Source organism: Methanomassiliicoccales archaeon, assembly GCA_036504055.1.
Classification (GTDB): domain Archaea; phylum Thermoplasmatota; class Thermoplasmata; order Methanomassiliicoccales; family UBA472; genus DASXVU01.
On the sequence record DASXVU010000047.1, the window covers coordinates 21684 to 37360 of the forward strand.

Here is a 15677-nt window from a genome sequence, read left to right on the forward strand (position 1 = left end):
ATATTTTGGCAAACTATGGTCAGCCTCCCCTATGACCTGGACACAAAGAAGTGGACCTTGAAGGTCCGCGATCCGAAAGGAAAGAACAAATTCGGGGCTGGGAGAATCGTAACGGTCATGCTATCGTTCCGGGAAGCGATTTATATTACGTCGCAGAACGCGGGCATTCCTTAGGCCGAAGGGATGAACTCAGTATATCTCGAGCCTCGATGGAAAGGATGTCCCCTCAGCAGTTCTATGCCGCCATCGACGCGAACGATGCCGGGCAGAGGCTCACTGAGGATTGGGGGCAGAAACCGGACGATCTTGTTCGTCATTCAAACGATGAGCCGAAAAAGGCACTGGATGCCGAAAAAGAGAAAAACGTTTTGATAAAGCCTAGAGAATATATCACTGGATATTGTTGATGGTGCTCCCGCCGGGATTCACCCCTATTGATTACCGGTTTTTTTACCGGTATTATTTCTTAGCCAGCCACATTATTTAACGCCGTTATTAATTTTTAATAAATATATGAACTTTGCGTAAAAATATCGAGTAATTAGTATTTAATATTTTAGCTCAACCTTTGTGTCAAGCAGAAATTATTTGAAAATATTCTTTCTTATGATGAGAGTGAAGATTAAAAGAAAAGAAGATGACAGTTATCTTACCCAAAGACAAGAAATGATTAAATCCGGATTAAATAATATTTAAAATCCCTCATAACCGTTTTATCTTCGCTTATCCACCTCGAATCACCAAAATATTGTTTGGATTGACGTGATTTCGTATGATAGGACAGAACCGGATTTCTTGGCATCGATTTGTTGTGGAATTTATGAAAATGCCCATCCCGACATTGGGGGATATCTAAAATGACTCAAATGAAGCAACCAATAAGAGGATTTGTACCTGCCATAATGGTCATCCTGGGATCCGTTATTTTCATATATGTAGGAGAAAATATATTTAGTCTGGATCCGGGAGCACTGGCGGTTTATGCATTATTTTTTGTTTGGGTTGCCTTCGTGATATCCTTGTGCGAGAAATGGCCAGTATGCAAATGGAAACAACCTGCTATAGGGCTTTTCTTCTTGACCGCAGCCCTGATTATCGGCGCCTTGCACCCCTTGATAATGGGTTTGTTGGGCTTCGGGAGCGAATGGTATTGGCCCATGATCTCTAACTTATTCCTTGGAGTAGGCATCGTAATAGCTTTCGGCAATGGTCTCGTGGGAGGATTCAAACAACCGAAATCGGTCTTTAGCAATGCCCTTTTCATGTATGTGTTCGCGATTGTGTGTTTATTATGGTTCGGTTTTGTACCAGCAATTTGGTTTGCCATTTTCGTTCTTTATATCTTCTGGTTCGAAACGTGGCCGTTCGCCAGTACCAAGCAGCCAGCAAAAGGAATTCTCCTTTTCACCGTCATGGGATTCTTAGCCTTGCTTTTTGAATTCGCATTTGAGAAAGCAGGAACAACTTTCTTTAATCCCGATGCCGGGCTTTGGTTCGTTCTTTGGACCTGGTGGTTGGTGCTCACGTCATGGGAACTAGAGACCTGGCCTTTGAAGAATATAAGGCAACCCCTGAAAGGACTTGGCGGATTCTTGATTACCGTTCCTCTCACCTTTGCCTCGTACTTTGTCATAGTCAATATCTTGAATCTCCCTCTTGGAAATGCCGGGATGTATGTCTGGATATTCGTCGCTTGGGTCTATTCTTGGGACCTCATTTTTGGCAAATGGCCTGCAGAACGGACATCACACCTCGATACGGTAAAGGATCCAAAGGAGGTTGCCGTACCAGGTAAATAATTCGAAGAGCTTCTCCAATAACGACGGTGAGCATTGTTCGGCTGTGACCCGTTCAATTCTAAAAATAATGAGCCATTCTACTATCTTTTGCAAAGAAAGATTTCTGTCTAGCAATCATTGGCGTCTTAGGCTTTATGTTTTTTTGAATAAGTTTGAATAGATTCAAGAACTAAAATATGTGATTTCCTCGACATGAGTCTTGCCAGTCTTGAAAAGATCGGACAGCAACAACCTGATGTTGTACAGGCCCTAGTACAGTTCAAAGACCGTGTGTTCGTGGATGGAGCCCTAAGTGTCAAAGATAAAGCGCTTATTGCCCTAGCCCTTGGTTGCGCGTTAAAATGCAATACTTGTATCGAAGTGAATTCGCGGCTTGCTATAGATTCAGGGGCTACCAGAGACGAACTGAGGGAAGCTATGATAGTCGCCATGTACATGGCAGGGCCTAGCGCAGTTGTATGGACGCCTAAGGTAGCGGAGATATTATCGCAATAAGATGATAATCGTTGAGACCCCCCAATGCGTGGTGACCGAAATGCAATGTTTTTCACCACGCATTACTTTTGCTTTGATAGCTGCTAACAAAATCGTTTTGCCCCAAATGATACAATAAGGCAATCATTTCGAATCAACCCTGTATCTGCTTGAGAGAACCCGCCATTTTTAGTGCCTTTGAATTTCACATCAAGATTATTTATCAAGCATGAGGAAATTGTTTAGTTATTGTTATTTTCAAGCCTTACACCATAACGTTCGGATTTGAAGCAATCCAAATGGTACATCCTTTTGTATGCTTTTCCATATTTTCAGGGCGATATTCATCAATAATATTTTTCGCAAAACACTCTCTGCCTTCTTTGGAATTACACCGAATTTCAAGACAGCCATCTCTAAGCTCTATGCTTCCAGATTTTACCGTTGATGTATACCCGATCGGTCTGCCATGTGTAGAAGTCCTAAGTTTTTCGGTTGGCACGAGGAGACCAATTTCTGTTAGCCTTTGAACAATACTGTAGCTTGTGACGATTGAGACCCCAAGGTGATCAGTGATTTCCTTGACTGATAGACTTCTACCGATCGTCATCGCAACCACTTTTAATGAGTATGGATCTAAAATGATATCTGCCAATTCTGATTCCTTAGATTCCGCGACCCTTATCGCATTATGAATGCAACAATCTGTATCGATTTTCCTTGCGGCATCATAAAGCATGTGGACAACCTCTCTGAAAACCTGATTCCTATACGCCCATTATATTCACTACAGAATCATATACTATATTAATTACTTTCCTATTTATATTATAACATAATAATTTATATTGCTCACCAGCAGTTGTTTATCTTATTCAATAATCGATGGCTGGCTATTCTATTTTATTATAAATAAAATATATTATAAACCTCTCATTATGTATTTAACCGCCAAATCGCGATGTTCAAAATATCAAGGAGGTGGCCCTTTGGGGGATACACAACTGAATCTAGAAGGACTCAAAAAAAGCATAGTGGAGGGAAAAGCCGAGGATGCATTTTCTTTCGCAAATAAGTGCCTGGAGAATGGCGCATCAGTACCAGAGACTCTGACCGTTGCGACGGATGCCATGATGATTGTTGGAGACTACTACGCAGCACAGAAGTACTACTTGCCTCAGGTGTTAACTTCAGCCAATGCCTTCGAAAAAGCATTCCAGCTGATTCAACCCCTATTATTGAAGAATGCTGAAGGGAAGAGCACCAAGGGTAGGGTCATTATCGGTGTGTGTGAGGGAGACATCCATGACATTGGCAAAAAGATCGTCGTTGCCATGCTCAGAGGTGGAGGCTTCGAGGTTCATGATCTTGGACGAGATGTTCCCAATGAGGATTTCATCAAATCGGCTAAAGAAAAATCAGCTGATGTTGTCGCTTTGTCAGCCCTTATGTCGACGTCGATAACTGAAATGAAGAATTTCATGGACATGGCCAAAGAAGATGGGATCAAGTCTAAAATCATGGTCATGATCGGGGGTGGCTCGGCCACACCTCAATTCGCAGATACCATTGGTGCAGAAGGCTACGGGAAGACCTCGGCCGATGCGGTGCGGGTTGCCGAGGAGCTTTCAGTCAGGATACAGACAAGAAAGGTCGTTTGAAATAACTGAGGAGGAGAGAATATGACAGAAGAAATGACAAAATTCGAAAGAGTAAATGCCGTTATGGAGGTCAGGGAGCCGGACCGAGTGCCAGTGTATCCATATATTCTGACCCACGGTGTCTATGCTGAAGGGTGGAAATTATCGGACATAACCACTGAGACAACCCTTGATGCCAAGAAATGTGCTCAATGCACACTGAAGACCCTGGAGCTCTACGACTATGATATGGTCATCGGTTCCTATCAAGACTTGTACATGGGGGTCACAGAACTTGGCGGAAAGATCAAGATCCCCAACAAGTTCGGATCGGCAGTGTCGATGAAAGAACCACCAGTTACAGATGCAACCGCATGGGATCGAGTGAAAAAGCTTCTCCCATACGACCCTAGGAAGGAGGGGAGGGCCAAATCAGTCTTGGAATCATATAAGATCGTCTCTGACAAAGTTGGGAAGACGACACCAGTCATACCATGCTGGTGGCCAGGGCCAACTGCAGCAATGTGCATGTTCCGAGGTCCAGAGATGCTTTCAATGGACATGGCTTTGGACCCGAGCTTTGCCCACGAGATGATAAAGGCGGCTAACGAATTTGCCATCGATTTCTTGGAGGGCATGTACGAGAATGGGGCTAACTCCGTCTCTCATACGGGAGAAATATATGGTGTAGAGCTGCTAAGTGCAGACCAGTGTCATGAGTTTGTCGTCCCATACGTCAAGGAACTCTCCCGGAGGATCTATAAGGATTGGGGGCAGAAAACCTGGCTGCACACGCATGGCGATTACAAGAAACCAGACACGGCTCCCATCATCGGTGAATATGTGAATGACGCGAAGATCGCCGGTTTCCACCCTGACGAGAAGCACCCTCCAGAGTGGCTACAGGAGAACGTTAAAGAAAAGTACCATATATCGGTGGCCGGGATCATTCATGGGCCTGGACCGCTCCTGAATGGGCCTGCTGAAGAGATCGAGAGGGTGACCAAAAATATCATTGATAAGGCCGGCGTCGGAGGAGGTCTCATGCTAGCGCCTTCCTGCGAGGTCCCGCCGGACACACCGATTGAGAATTTCAAGAAATGGGTTCAGGTCACCCACACGTATGGAAAATATCCCTTGCAAAACCAGGTGATAAAGCATGCCAACGCTTAAACAGCCCCTTCGGGGGCTTATTCCCGCCCTTTTTGTAATAATTGCCTCCTTTATTTTCATTTTTTTAGGAGAGCAAATATTCAAGATGGCTTCGGGAGACATAGCTGTATATGCCCTCTTCTTTGTTTGGGTGGCATTCGTTATATCTTTGGCTGAGAAGTGGCCGATGGGCAAATGGAAGCAACCTGCCGTTGGATTGGGTTTCGTGACCATTGCTTTAGTATTAGGTATCCTGCACCCCCTGATCATGGAATGGCTTGGATTTGGCCCTGAGTGGTCCTGGCCGCTGATCTCGAATCTATTCCTGGCTGTAGGTCTGGTCATCGCATTCAGTAACGGCCTGGTGGCTGGGTTCAAGCAACCCAAATCAGTGTTTAGCAATGCGCTCTTCATGTACGTCTTCGCAGTAGTCGGGTTGCTATGGTTCGGTTTTGTACCAGCCATTTGGTTTGCGATGTTCGTATTCGTATTCTTCTGGATGGAGACATGGCCATTTGCAGCAACGAAACAGCCGGCGAAGGGTATCTCTTTGTTCGTAGTGATGGGCTTCTTCGCCTTATTGCTTGAGTACGCATTCGAGCAGGCTGGGACGACCTTCTTCAATCCAGATGCCGGGCTATGGTTTGTCCTCTTTGTTTGGTGGCTAGTGCTAACATCATGGCAGCTAGAAACTTGGCCATTGAAGAATGTGAAACAGCCTGGAAAGGCTCTCGGCGGCCTAATTATCTCAGCGACTTTGACCTTTGTTTCCTACTATGTCATCGTGGACGTGATAGGGATTGGCCTCGGCGCAGCTGGCATGTATGTTTGGGTGTTTGTTTCCTGGCTATATACCTGGGATATTGTCTTTGGGAAGTGGCCAGCGGAGCGTGCCGAAAAAATTTCCGTCAAGCAAGGCGAGACAATTGCAACCGAGAAAACAACTGGTTCTGTCGGAGGTGGAAAATAAGTTACTAAGCTCATGCATTTCCCCCTAATCCATTACGCGGGAGTCTCCTCCCGCTTTTTTTAATATCAATCCTTGGCTCACAGGCTCGATATGATTCCAAAATCTGGATTAAAAAAAATTTTAATGCTGAGTCAAATGGTAAATATCCAGAATTTTTCTAAGGTGATTTGGAGACTCTAATGAGATTTGGAATAGCTCTTGATTTGGGAACTAGTGGCTATAGAACGCATCTTGTGGATTTGTCTAGAAATGGCAAGATCGTCTCCACGGCAATCACGATGCGCCATCCTTTACCTGGGGCGAACATAATGGATCATCTGCACTTCTGGATCGAAAATGGAAGTGAGATTGGTCATAAGATAATAACCGATAGTGTGGATGAACTGATCGAAATGCATTCTGCCGAGCCGAATGAAATCGAACGTATCGCAGTTTGTGGTAACCCCGCGCAAGTGTCAATGTTCCAGAATATTGAAATTAGAGATCTTGCTCGAGCCGGTCAGAATGCCCTCAAGCGTCTCAATGTCGAACCTCCTGACCGAAGGGGAAATGTTACTTCGGCAGGGGAAATCGGATTAACGAGCGTATGCTCGGAAGCAGAAGTAGTTATCCCTCCTTCAATTCGTCACGAGATCGGTGCAGACGCCCTGGCCATGATAATAAAAACAGGAATTCTTGAGAAAAATGAAACCTGCATGGTCACTGACTATGGTACTAACGCCGAAATGGGTCTATTCCACGAAGGAGAGCTGTACACTGGCTCGGCTGCAGCTGGCCCCGCCATGGAGGGGCAGGCCATATCTTTCGGCATGCTGGCGGCACCTAACGCGATATGTGATTTTTCCCGTTGTTATGGTAGATACTGGAGCAATATGGTATTGAATGCTGGGCTAGAATCAGAGTTGGGTTCCCTCATTGATCCAACTAGTGGATATTCGAAACGAGGAAATGGAATAAGGGCTAGAGGCATCACAGGAACTGGTGTTGTTGGGGCAGTTGCCCTCGGTCTTCAGTCAGGAATAATTAAATTGCCCAATATTCAGACGATGGATGGAGTTTTGCATTTCCAAGATGGGATTACCTTCAATCGAGAGGATCTCATGGAGGCAGGAAAAGCAATGGGAGCAATCAGGGCAGGACATAGAACGTTAATCGAAGAAGTTGGGACACCAGATCAGGAAATAGGGACGATGTATCTCGCTGGTGCATCCGGAACGTACGTCGATCCGATAAAGGCGCAAATTGTTGGCATGATACCGCAGGTGATCGAGGAGACCGTTCAGGTTGGTAACACCTCGCTGATGATGGCTTATGATCTGGTTACTAACCCCGATACCTTGGACATGATGCAATCTGTGGCTGACTCCATTGCCTCCAAACACATCATGTTTGCGTCGTCTAAGACCTTCGAATCCTACTTTGCCAATGAACTAGCATTTTGGACCGAGGGAATGCCAATCGAATTGTACAATCGCTTGATCAAAAAAGAAGGCCTAAGACCATTGCCGGAAATTACGCCTCCTAAGAGAACTCTGAGATTAGTAAATGGAGATATTCCAGTCATTGGGGATAAGGGGCTTAAGATCCTTGAACACATTGGAGTGTACTTAGTTGGCAACTTCATCGACTGCCGTGGTTGCGGGAAATGCGAAAGGGGATGCCCGGAACAAGCGTTGAAGTTAGTTCCTCAGGGAAGACTGGAATTCGATATTGAGGTAGAGACCGACCTCTGCCTGGGAACCGCTTGCAGGAGATGCGAACAGATATGCCCTCAAAAAGCATTTCGTTTTAGTGATCTTAGAATCGTTAAAACCTGACCTCCCGACTTTTAGGCACTGAACTCCATTGATATTCACGTAGCCAGTATGCATCAAAATCCTTTAATAATACTATGCCTATATAGGCATAGTAAATGAAGCCATTCACCCGTGTCAAGAACATCAACGGCATCGACTACGTTTACGAGATCACGCCATACTACGATCCAGACACGAAAATGACCAAGCAGAAATCAAAGTATCTGGGTAAGCTGGTCGACGGCGAGACGAAGCGGATGAGAAAGGCGTTGCCCCGCAACGCCTACGACTTCGGCGACCTGCTGCCCGCCTTCAAGATCATCCAGGAACTTGAACTCGACTCGATGCTTGATAAGTTGCTGCCGGATGACAAGGCCAGGACTGTCCTGGCCTTGGCGGTGAACCGGGTGGTCGATCCCTGTTCCGTCAGCAATGCCCGGACCTGGTATGAACGCACCATCCTTTCCTCGCTCTGGGGAGAGCTGCCGCTCTCCTCCCAGACGCTCAGCGACTTCCTGGCTGCTCTGGGCGGAAGCTCGATACCGGAGCAGTTCACCGAACTGCTCCTGGACAGGATCGGCAGGACCGGACCGCTGATCTACGACATCACCTCGTTCAGCAGCTCGTCGAAGCTGCTGGAACTGCTCGAATACGGTCACAACCGGGATAGCGATGGCCTCCCGCAGATGAATCTCTCTCTGATCGCCCACAAAACGCTCGGGATACCGCTCGGATTCCAGACCTATCCAGGCTCCATCTCGGACGTCAGCACCATCAAGAACACCGTGGCCAGGCTCAGGTCACTTGGCCTGGAGGCCCCGGTACTGGTCATGGACCGGGGATTCTACTCCCTAGCCAATTTGACCGACATCGTCTTGGCCGGGTATGATTTCATCATACCCACGCCGATGAGGCTGGACGAGGCCAAGTCGATCATCTCCAAAAGTCATACCGAGATCGAGGACCCAGCTTACCTGAGGAAGCTGGAGGGCGAGACGTTCTTTGTGAAGGACGTAACTCTCCAGCTCGGTGAGCTGGAGGTAGCTGGCTACCTTTACTATGACCTGCGCCGGGAGCAGGAGGAAAAGACCTCTTTCTACGAATGGCTGGATCGCGTGAAAGTAAAGCTGGAGGCAAGAGAGGTCAAGTCCTGGCAGAACCCTGCCAGGGTCTTCGAGGAGGAGGCCGGTGCACTGGTCCAGTACTTCGGCTGGAAGTTGGATGGACGAAAGTTCATCATCGAGGTCAAGAAGAAGGCCGTCGCCGCCCGGCTGAACCGGGCCGGGAAGATGATCATACTGCACTCTGGCCAGCACAGCTGGCAGGAGTGTCTGTCGTGGTCTCGGGAGCGGGACGTCATCGAGAAGATGTTCTACTCGCTGAAGAACGATCTGGCAGGTCTGCCGTTGAGGGCTCAGAAGGTCGATGTGGTCAAGGGCATGATCTTCGTGAACTTCGTGGCGCTGATCATACGATCCAGGCTGCTGGCTTTGATGCGGTCGACCAAGCTCTGCCGGGACCATTCGCTTCCCTCGGTCATGCTGGAGCTTTCGAAGATCCGTAGAATGGAGCTGCCAGATGGCAGCTTCGTCACCAGCGAGGTGACGAAGAAACAAAGGAAGATCATCGAGGCGTTGGAGCTCGATCTTGACCGACTATGTGCCTAAAACCCGGGAAGTCAGGTTAAAAGTGATCGAACTAGTAATGACAACCTGTTTTAACGAATGCCGTTCCTTCTGGTAATGCAAAGGGTCACACCATTGGAGGAAATTATTAATATCGAAGGACTCGTTGCTATTTCAACAGTAATTGAAATAGAAATGAGGCATTAGATGAACAATCAGAAGGATGGCAAAGAACTCGAAACGGTCGTTCTGAACATCGAAGGATTGGATTGTTCCTGTGACGTCCAAATAATTGAAAAGAAATTGAGATCGTTAGCCGGTGTGGAGAACTTTGATATCGATCTGGTTTCCAAAAAAGTCCTTGCCTATTACGACCCATCGGTGGCATCCGTAAAGGATATTGTCCAGTCCATATCGGAGACGGGGATGAGCTGTTCTCAGATCAAAGACCGAAAACTCCGAAGCAGCTGGTGGAGGGACAAACAGCAACTAGCGCTTTACTGCAGCGGAATGATAACGCTGTTCACGTTCGTCCTTATGTTCTTGGGGGTCCAAGAAATCGTAACAAACGCATTTTTTGGAGTGGCGGTGCTTGTGGGTGTATACCATCCAGCCCGAAAAGCAATAATCGCTCTACTCAACCTCGTGGCTACGATTCATCTGCTAATGCTGATAGGCGCCACCGGCGCCGTCTTGCTCGGAATGTGGTATGAAGCCGCAATACTCATCTTCGTCTATTCACTCGGCGATGTGCTGGAATCCTACGCCGTGGACAAAGCGAGGGGCGCGATCAGATCACTGATAGAGCTGGTCCCGAAAAAAGCGCTGGTACGAAAGGATGGCAACGAGGTTGTAATGTCCACCGAGGATATTGTGGTCGGTGACATCGTTATCGTCAGACCGGGTGAAAGGATCCCTGTGGATGGTGTAGTTTCCAATGGTGTCTCCCATGTCGACCAGGCCGCCGTGACCGGCGAGCCAATTCCCGTGGGAAAAAAGATCGGCGACGAGGTTTTTGCTGGAACCATCAATCAAAATGGATCATTAGAGGTCAATGTGAATAAGCTGGCATCCGAGACCATGCTTTCCAAGATAATCTGTTCTGTCGAGGAGGCGCAGGCCAATAGGACATCGTACCAGAGGTTCTCCGACAGCTTCGCCCAGTACTATACCCCCGCAATGTTCGTGCTGGGTATACTCGTAGCCATCGTGCCACCCCTATTCATTGGTTCTGACTGGCATACATTTATCCTCCGAGGATTGGTCGTGTTCGTTGTATCATGCTCTTGCGGCCTTGCTCTTTCCGTCCCGGTTGCGGTCGTAGGGGCAATGGCGAATGCGGCCCGCAATGGTACGGTCTACAAGGGTGGGGCGTATCTTGAGGCCGTCGACAAATTAAAGGTCATTGCGTTTGACAAGACTGGCACCCTTACTATAGGCAGACCGGAAGTAACAGATATCATAGTCTACAACGGGCTTTCAGAAAATGACCTTCTTGACCTAGCAGGAAGCATCGAATCGAGGTCTGGACATCCGCTCGCAGCCGCTATAGTCAGAAAGGCGAAGGAAAACAATGCCTACTCCAATATTCCCCCAGGTGACTTCCAAGAGATCGCGGGGCTTGGGATTTCTGCAATTGTAAACGGTAAGAGGTTCCTCATCGGAAACCAAAGACTGCAGAACAGTAACGGCGTCTCAATGGAACAGTCCCATAAGACCCTGGAGGAGTTAGAGAGCTCGGGGAAGACGGTCGTATCAATCAGCTCGGAAGGAAACCTGTTGGGTCTGATTGCTATCGCTGATAACGTCAGGCCTGGAGCGAAAGAGACGCTTCAGAGAATTAAGCAGTCCGGCATCAGGACGGTCATGCTAACCGGTGATAACGAACGCAGCGCAAAATCCATCGCCCTCCAGGTTGGGGTCGACGAATACTATTGTCAACTGCTGCCAGTGGACAAGGTTGAAGTGATCAAGAAATTGAAGGAAAGATATGGCACAGTAGCAATGGTCGGAGATGGTATCAACGATGCTCCAGCCATGGCAGCATCAGATGTCGGCATTGCGATGGGCGCTGCCGGGACGGACATTGCCATCGAGGCTGGGGATGTGGTTCTCATGTCTGATGACCTCTCTAAACTAGTCTACCTTCGCGAATTGAGCAGCAGGTCGGTGACCACTATCAAGCAGAACATTTGGTTCTCGTTGATCAACATCGGATTCATGATTGGGGCGGCATTGATAGGCTGGCTGGGATTGGTCAGCGGCCTGTTGCTGAATGAAGCAAGCGCAGTCCTGGTGATCTTAAACGCATTGAGATTGTTAAAATGGAAGAGCAAGACAGAAAGTAGAGCGGTGATTAACGATGAGCCTCCTGCATTAACCATCAGCGGAATAGAAGGAATTTCAGTTAAAGGAAGGAATTAGAGACATTGCAGATGAATGAAAAACGATGCGTGGAATTTGAAGGTGGAATAGAATGCAAAACGACAGAAAGGCGGTAGAAGGGTTAGAGACGGCCATTTTCAAGATAACTGGACTATGTTCTTGCGAATTCAAGATTATCGAGAAGAAATTGAAGAACCTTGATGGGGTCGATAACTATAGTTTAAACCCGATCACCAACCAATTGAAGGTCACTTACAATAAGTCCTTGATGACCATCGAAGGGATCCAAAAGGCTGTTTCAAAGGCTGGCGGGAAGGCCACCCAGATGAAGTCAGACCAGATATTCTGATATCTTAACCTTATCATTTGATTCATCTTTCAATGATCATGACCCAAGGTGTCCCTTCCAAGCTTGGTTATCGAAAATATCTTCCAATTCTTTTTCTGATATGATTTAACCAGGCCAGCTTCCTCGAGGGAATTTAGATGATAGGAAAGCTTGGAATCGGAGACCTTTAAGAATTCTTTTAGGACGCAGGGGCAGAGGTCACAACTCCTCAAGGCCCAGAGAATCTTGAGGCGTGTTTTATCTGACAGTGAATGATGAATATTTATCTGGCGTTCCAGATCGGCTTCTGATGGCATACTGTAGGATAGTTTTTCCAACCCGCCAATTTCAAGGATAGCCTCCGAGACCTCATCTGGTAAGTCCCTGTCCTTTTTCCTTTTCCCATTGGCACCAGGAGCTCTGACCATGTCAAAGCATTATACCTTTAGCTATTTTAAATTGATATTTTGGATTGTTTGGTGTCAGATTGATATCAATCACTGTCTGCACATAGTACTATTATTCTAAACAACCGTCCATAATCCATAGACGCAGAAAAGATCTTATGGGAAATGGAAAAGAACAGCGGCGAGGTTTGTAACCCTTTGATACTCATTTCCAAAATAATGCCAGAATGAATCCCTCGTCAAGCGGAAGAGGGAAAATTCGTGATGAGCTTGCCGGATATTCCTGTGAAGTACAAGCAACTAATCATGATCTCGGTTGCCGCCGCCTTACAGAATAGGCAATGTGCGGAATACTTCATCAAAGTTGGGAAACACATGGGATTGACCGATAAGGAGATCGGCGAGGCAGTTCTTGCTGCCCGCTTCGCTATGGCGTCGACAATCTTCTCCAATGTTGAGCCGGGATTTTAGTCACTGATCAAAGATGAGAAGATGTGAGACAATTGAGGGCCCGGGGCGAAACCCAATAACCTTAACACCTATCGAGAAAGGCGGTTGTATGACGCTAAGCCTATTAACATACTATGCGACCCAGGCTCTCAATTATAGTATTACAAAATTATTTAAAATAGCAAAAATGCATATCTACCTGAATTATCGTTTTGAGAATATTAGGCGACATCATGACATCTAAAGTTCGGGTTAACATGTTTCCTTGCGAGAACAAATCGGAAATCGAGGTACAATCTACGGATGATGGGAACTATGTCGTCAAGGTTACCAGTACCTGCAAGAAAGCAGAGAGGTTCATTGAAGGGTTGGGATTTATTTCTCTGACCGATCTCACAGACAAAAAGGAAAGCAAAATCTTCCGTGACTTCATCGAATCGGATATGAGCGCTAATTGCCTGATACTCCCTGGAGTGCTCACTGCTGCATGGGTAGAGGCTGGGATGATCGCCCGGTCCATGGCGAAGAAAAGAGTCCCGTTAAGTATTGAGTTCATCGATGGCTGACACAACATGATCTGGTCGGAAATCGGAAATGTCAAACCTTCTTGCTTTGTGCAATGAGGTTATCTCCTGAATAATTTCTGAAATCATGTTCGATGGCTTTCTCGATGCCTGTTCATCGACACAGGAATCGGATGTTCTGAGCAATGTCGGAAAAACTCGGAACAATTAGGTCGGATTCTCAACCTAAAACATAAGTCAATCCAAGGGTCACTCCATTTTGACAAGGGAGGCGTGGCTCAAGACCAAGCATTGGCTGGTAGAATCAGAATGCATGCTTGATGGTCGAGCTGCAAAAATAATGAATGGCATCAGGCTACACCAAAGTCGATTAACATGAAGATCGGCATAGGAGAATGAAGAAGGTTTTTATCGGCCAGATGACTCAATGTACAATAACCCCCCATATTAACCTTTCATAATCGGTGGAATGGATAAAAGTAAAGTGCTCCCGCCGGGATTTGAACCCGAGTCGTTGACTTGCTTCCGCGAAGCAACTCTCCGCGCCGAAAGGCCAACATGATTGACCGGACTACACTACGGGAGCGAATTTATGCGTTCATATTGGAAACCATACTTAAACCTTAGGTAGGGGTGCGGGAAAACCAATGATGATTTGGCAGCCTTACCGCTCCATTTTCTTCACGAAAAGACCGAGAGACCTACAATTTCATGTCGAACAACACACTTAACCGAAACGAAATCATGAACCTTGCCCGACAAGCGACTTGAGCTAGTCCATCATTTGTATTGCACTCGTAAAAAGTTAGAATGGTCTTCGAAAAATCATTCATTCGAAGAACATATAGGACTATATACGTTATATATCAGGACCAACTAAACTATTAATATCTTACTATTTGATTATCCTAAACTATTGCTAAGGGTGTGGTGGGAAGTAAGCATGAGGAGGAGCTAGTATGCTACAAGAAATCCAAGAAATCAGTTCCATAAGGGCTGTGGCACCTAATAGAATTTTAGAAGACCGGATGTGTAAGAAATGTGTGATGAAAGAATGTGAACCTTTCCTCACGATAGAAGATGACGGCATATGCAACCAGTGTCATACATACAAGACGTTCAAATATAAAGGCGAGGAAGAGTTCCTTAGGATCCTGGACGCGGCCAGGACAAGCGATAGCAAGTACGATTGTGCTGTCATGTATAGTGGAGGAAGGGATAGCACCTATGCTCTTCTGAAGCTCGCAAAGGACTATGACAAGAAGGTTTTGGCGATCAACTATGACAATCCTTTCACACACCCCCAAGCAAGGGCCAATATCAAGAATGCCGTGAAAGCCCTCGGTGTCGATCTGATATCGTTCAAGCTGAAGAACAACATCCATGAACGGACGTTCAAAAGCAATTTGCAGTCCTGGAACAAACATCCTGACCTGGCAATGTTACCGATGATATGCGTAGGATGTAAACAGTTCATTTATCATGGTCTCAAGATCGCGAGCGAGAACAAGGTCCCCATTCTGGTTTCCGGCGGTAATGTTCTTGAGGAAACGACATTCAAGAAGGAATTGCTCGGACTGGACGGAGATACTGAGATCCAAGAGACCTATTCCAAAGCCTGGACCGGAATTGCCAAAGGAGTGCTGAAGAATCCCTCCTACCTCCGGCCCTGGTACATGCCTACCATGGTAAGAGGATACCTGTATGGCGATCCGCATGCTCTGGGTGCGCGCATGTATGCACGAAAGATCCCGAGCTTGTGCATATTCCAATACATACCCTGGATCGAGAAGGAATGTCTGTCCCGGATCCAGTCGGAGGTAGGTTGGGACTATCCCAAAGAATTGGGCACATGGCGTTTCGATTGTTCGGTGGGATCCTTGAAAGAGGTATTGTACGCATCGATGATCAAGCAGAATGAGAAAGAGGAGTTCTATTCCAAAGAGATCCGAGAAGGGCTGATTACAAGAGCTGAGGCAATGGAGAAACTGGAAAAAAATGTGGTCGACCCAAGCACGCATCGCCGATATATCGAGGAAGTGTTCGATATAGCAGGTATCTCTGACAGATCTATGATAGAAAATATCTTCAAGGATAAGGGCTGAGAACGGCCTCATTACCTTTCGC

15 protein-coding genes and 1 tRNA gene are annotated in these 15677 nt (G+C 46.7%); 13 read left to right on the top strand and 3 right to left on the bottom strand.

Going from position 1 to position 15677, the window contains the following annotated elements; translation table 11 throughout:
* Positions 1 to 15 precede the first annotated feature (15 nt).
* From VGK23_11535 to VGK23_11545, 3 genes are all read left to right on the top strand, one after another.
* Positions 16 to 174, top strand: a complete 159-nt coding sequence (locus VGK23_11535; GenBank protein HEY3421173.1) for a hypothetical protein — start codon at positions 16 to 18, stop codon at positions 172 to 174.
* Positions 175 to 209: 35 nt separating this feature from the next.
* Positions 210 to 407, top strand: a complete 198-nt coding sequence (locus VGK23_11540; GenBank protein HEY3421174.1) for a hypothetical protein — start codon at positions 210 to 212, stop codon at positions 405 to 407.
* Positions 408 to 857: 450 nt separating this feature from the next.
* A complete protein-coding gene (locus VGK23_11545) occupies positions 858 to 1799 on the top strand; it encodes a hypothetical protein (protein ID HEY3421175.1) in 942 nt (313 codons plus the stop codon).
* A 739-nt stretch (positions 1800 to 2538) separates the two neighbouring features.
* Here the strand turns inward: VGK23_11545 and VGK23_11550 are convergent.
* Entirely contained in the window at positions 2539 to 3012 is a 474-nt protein-coding gene (locus VGK23_11550) for a hypothetical protein (GenBank protein HEY3421176.1), read from the bottom strand.
* 250 nt (positions 3013 to 3262) lie between these two features.
* Between VGK23_11550 and VGK23_11555 the strand changes: the two genes are divergently transcribed.
* From VGK23_11555 to VGK23_11585, 7 genes are all read left to right on the top strand, one after another.
* The gene (locus tag VGK23_11555; GenBank protein ID HEY3421177.1) at positions 3263 to 3934 is read left to right on the top strand and encodes a cobalamin-dependent protein; all 672 of its coding nucleotides are present in this window, start codon (positions 3263 to 3265) and stop codon (positions 3932 to 3934) included.
* A 21-nt stretch (positions 3935 to 3955) separates the two neighbouring features.
* Complete coding sequence (locus tag VGK23_11560) at positions 3956 to 5086, top strand: uroporphyrinogen decarboxylase family protein (protein ID HEY3421178.1); 1131 nt, start codon at positions 3956 to 3958, stop codon at positions 5084 to 5086.
* Positions 5073 to 6035, top strand: a complete 963-nt coding sequence (locus tag VGK23_11565; GenBank protein HEY3421179.1) for a hypothetical protein — start codon at positions 5073 to 5075, stop codon at positions 6033 to 6035. The genes VGK23_11560 and VGK23_11565 overlap by 14 nt, the downstream gene beginning before the upstream one ends.
* Positions 6036 to 6214: 179 nt before the next feature.
* Positions 6215 to 7852, top strand: coding sequence for a methylamine methyltransferase corrinoid protein reductive activase (locus tag VGK23_11570; protein ID HEY3421180.1), 1638 nt, complete (start codon positions 6215 to 6217; stop codon positions 7850 to 7852).
* Positions 7853 to 7947: 95 nt separating this feature from the next.
* Entirely contained in the window at positions 7948 to 9498 is a 1551-nt protein-coding gene (locus VGK23_11575) for an IS1634 family transposase (GenBank protein ID HEY3421181.1), read from the top strand.
* A gap of 165 nt (positions 9499 to 9663) precedes the next feature.
* Positions 9664 to 11880, top strand: a complete 2217-nt coding sequence (locus VGK23_11580) for a cation-translocating P-type ATPase (GenBank protein ID HEY3421182.1) — start codon at positions 9664 to 9666, stop codon at positions 11878 to 11880.
* A gap of 52 nt (positions 11881 to 11932) precedes the next feature.
* A complete protein-coding gene (locus tag VGK23_11585) occupies positions 11933 to 12190 on the top strand; it encodes a heavy metal-associated domain-containing protein (protein HEY3421183.1) in 258 nt (85 codons plus the stop codon).
* Positions 12191 to 12219: 29 nt separating this feature from the next.
* Here the strand turns inward: VGK23_11585 and VGK23_11590 are convergent, their stop codons facing one another.
* The gene (locus VGK23_11590) at positions 12220 to 12597 is read right to left on the bottom strand and encodes a winged helix-turn-helix domain-containing protein (protein HEY3421184.1); all 378 of its coding nucleotides are present in this window, start codon (positions 12595 to 12597) and stop codon (positions 12220 to 12222) included.
* A 243-nt stretch (positions 12598 to 12840) separates the two neighbouring features.
* Here VGK23_11590 and VGK23_11595 point away from each other — a divergent pair, with 243 nt between their 5' ends.
* Positions 12841 to 13047 (top strand): carboxymuconolactone decarboxylase family protein, encoded by a 207-nt coding sequence (locus VGK23_11595; protein ID HEY3421185.1) that lies wholly within the window; start codon positions 12841 to 12843, stop codon positions 13045 to 13047.
* A 212-nt stretch (positions 13048 to 13259) separates the two neighbouring features.
* Complete coding sequence (locus tag VGK23_11600) at positions 13260 to 13592, top strand: hypothetical protein (protein HEY3421186.1); 333 nt, start codon at positions 13260 to 13262, stop codon at positions 13590 to 13592.
* A 443-nt stretch (positions 13593 to 14035) separates the two neighbouring features.
* Here VGK23_11600 and VGK23_11605 read toward each other — a convergent pair.
* Positions 14036 to 14136, bottom strand: a tRNA-Glu gene (locus tag VGK23_11605).
* Positions 14137 to 14596: 460 nt separating this feature from the next.
* Here VGK23_11605 and VGK23_11610 point away from each other — a divergent pair.
* Positions 14597 to 15655: a hypothetical protein gene (locus VGK23_11610; GenBank protein ID HEY3421187.1), complete on the top strand. Its 1059-nt coding sequence runs from the start codon at positions 14597 to 14599 to the stop codon at positions 15653 to 15655.
* Positions 15656 to 15677: the final 22 nt, after the last annotated feature.

Coding starts and splice junctions, on each gene's coding strand:
- VGK23_11535 (HEY3421173.1), top strand. CDS start 16: ATGGTCAGCCTCCCCTATGACCTGGACACAAAGAAGTGGACCTTGAAG.
- VGK23_11540 (HEY3421174.1), top strand. CDS start 210: ATGGAAAGGATGTCCCCTCAGCAGTTCTATGCCGCCATCGACGCGAAC.
- VGK23_11545 (HEY3421175.1), top strand. CDS start 858: ATGACTCAAATGAAGCAACCAATAAGAGGATTTGTACCTGCCATAATG.
- VGK23_11550 (HEY3421176.1), bottom strand. CDS start 3,012: ATGCTTTATGATGCCGCAAGGAAAATCGATACAGATTGTTGCATTCAT.
- VGK23_11560 (HEY3421178.1), top strand. CDS start 3,956: ATGACAGAAGAAATGACAAAATTCGAAAGAGTAAATGCCGTTATGGAG.
- VGK23_11565 (HEY3421179.1), top strand. CDS start 5,073: ATGCCAACGCTTAAACAGCCCCTTCGGGGGCTTATTCCCGCCCTTTTT.
- VGK23_11570 (HEY3421180.1), top strand. CDS start 6,215: ATGAGATTTGGAATAGCTCTTGATTTGGGAACTAGTGGCTATAGAACG.
- VGK23_11575 (HEY3421181.1), top strand. CDS start 7,948: ATGAAGCCATTCACCCGTGTCAAGAACATCAACGGCATCGACTACGTT.
- VGK23_11580 (HEY3421182.1), top strand. CDS start 9,664: ATGAACAATCAGAAGGATGGCAAAGAACTCGAAACGGTCGTTCTGAAC.
- VGK23_11585 (HEY3421183.1), top strand. CDS start 11,933: ATGCAAAACGACAGAAAGGCGGTAGAAGGGTTAGAGACGGCCATTTTC.
- VGK23_11590 (HEY3421184.1), bottom strand. CDS start 12,597: ATGGTCAGAGCTCCTGGTGCCAATGGGAAAAGGAAAAAGGACAGGGAC.
- VGK23_11595 (HEY3421185.1), top strand. CDS start 12,841: ATGAGCTTGCCGGATATTCCTGTGAAGTACAAGCAACTAATCATGATC.
- VGK23_11600 (HEY3421186.1), top strand. CDS start 13,260: ATGACATCTAAAGTTCGGGTTAACATGTTTCCTTGCGAGAACAAATCG.
- VGK23_11610 (HEY3421187.1), top strand. CDS start 14,597: ATGAAAGAATGTGAACCTTTCCTCACGATAGAAGATGACGGCATATGC.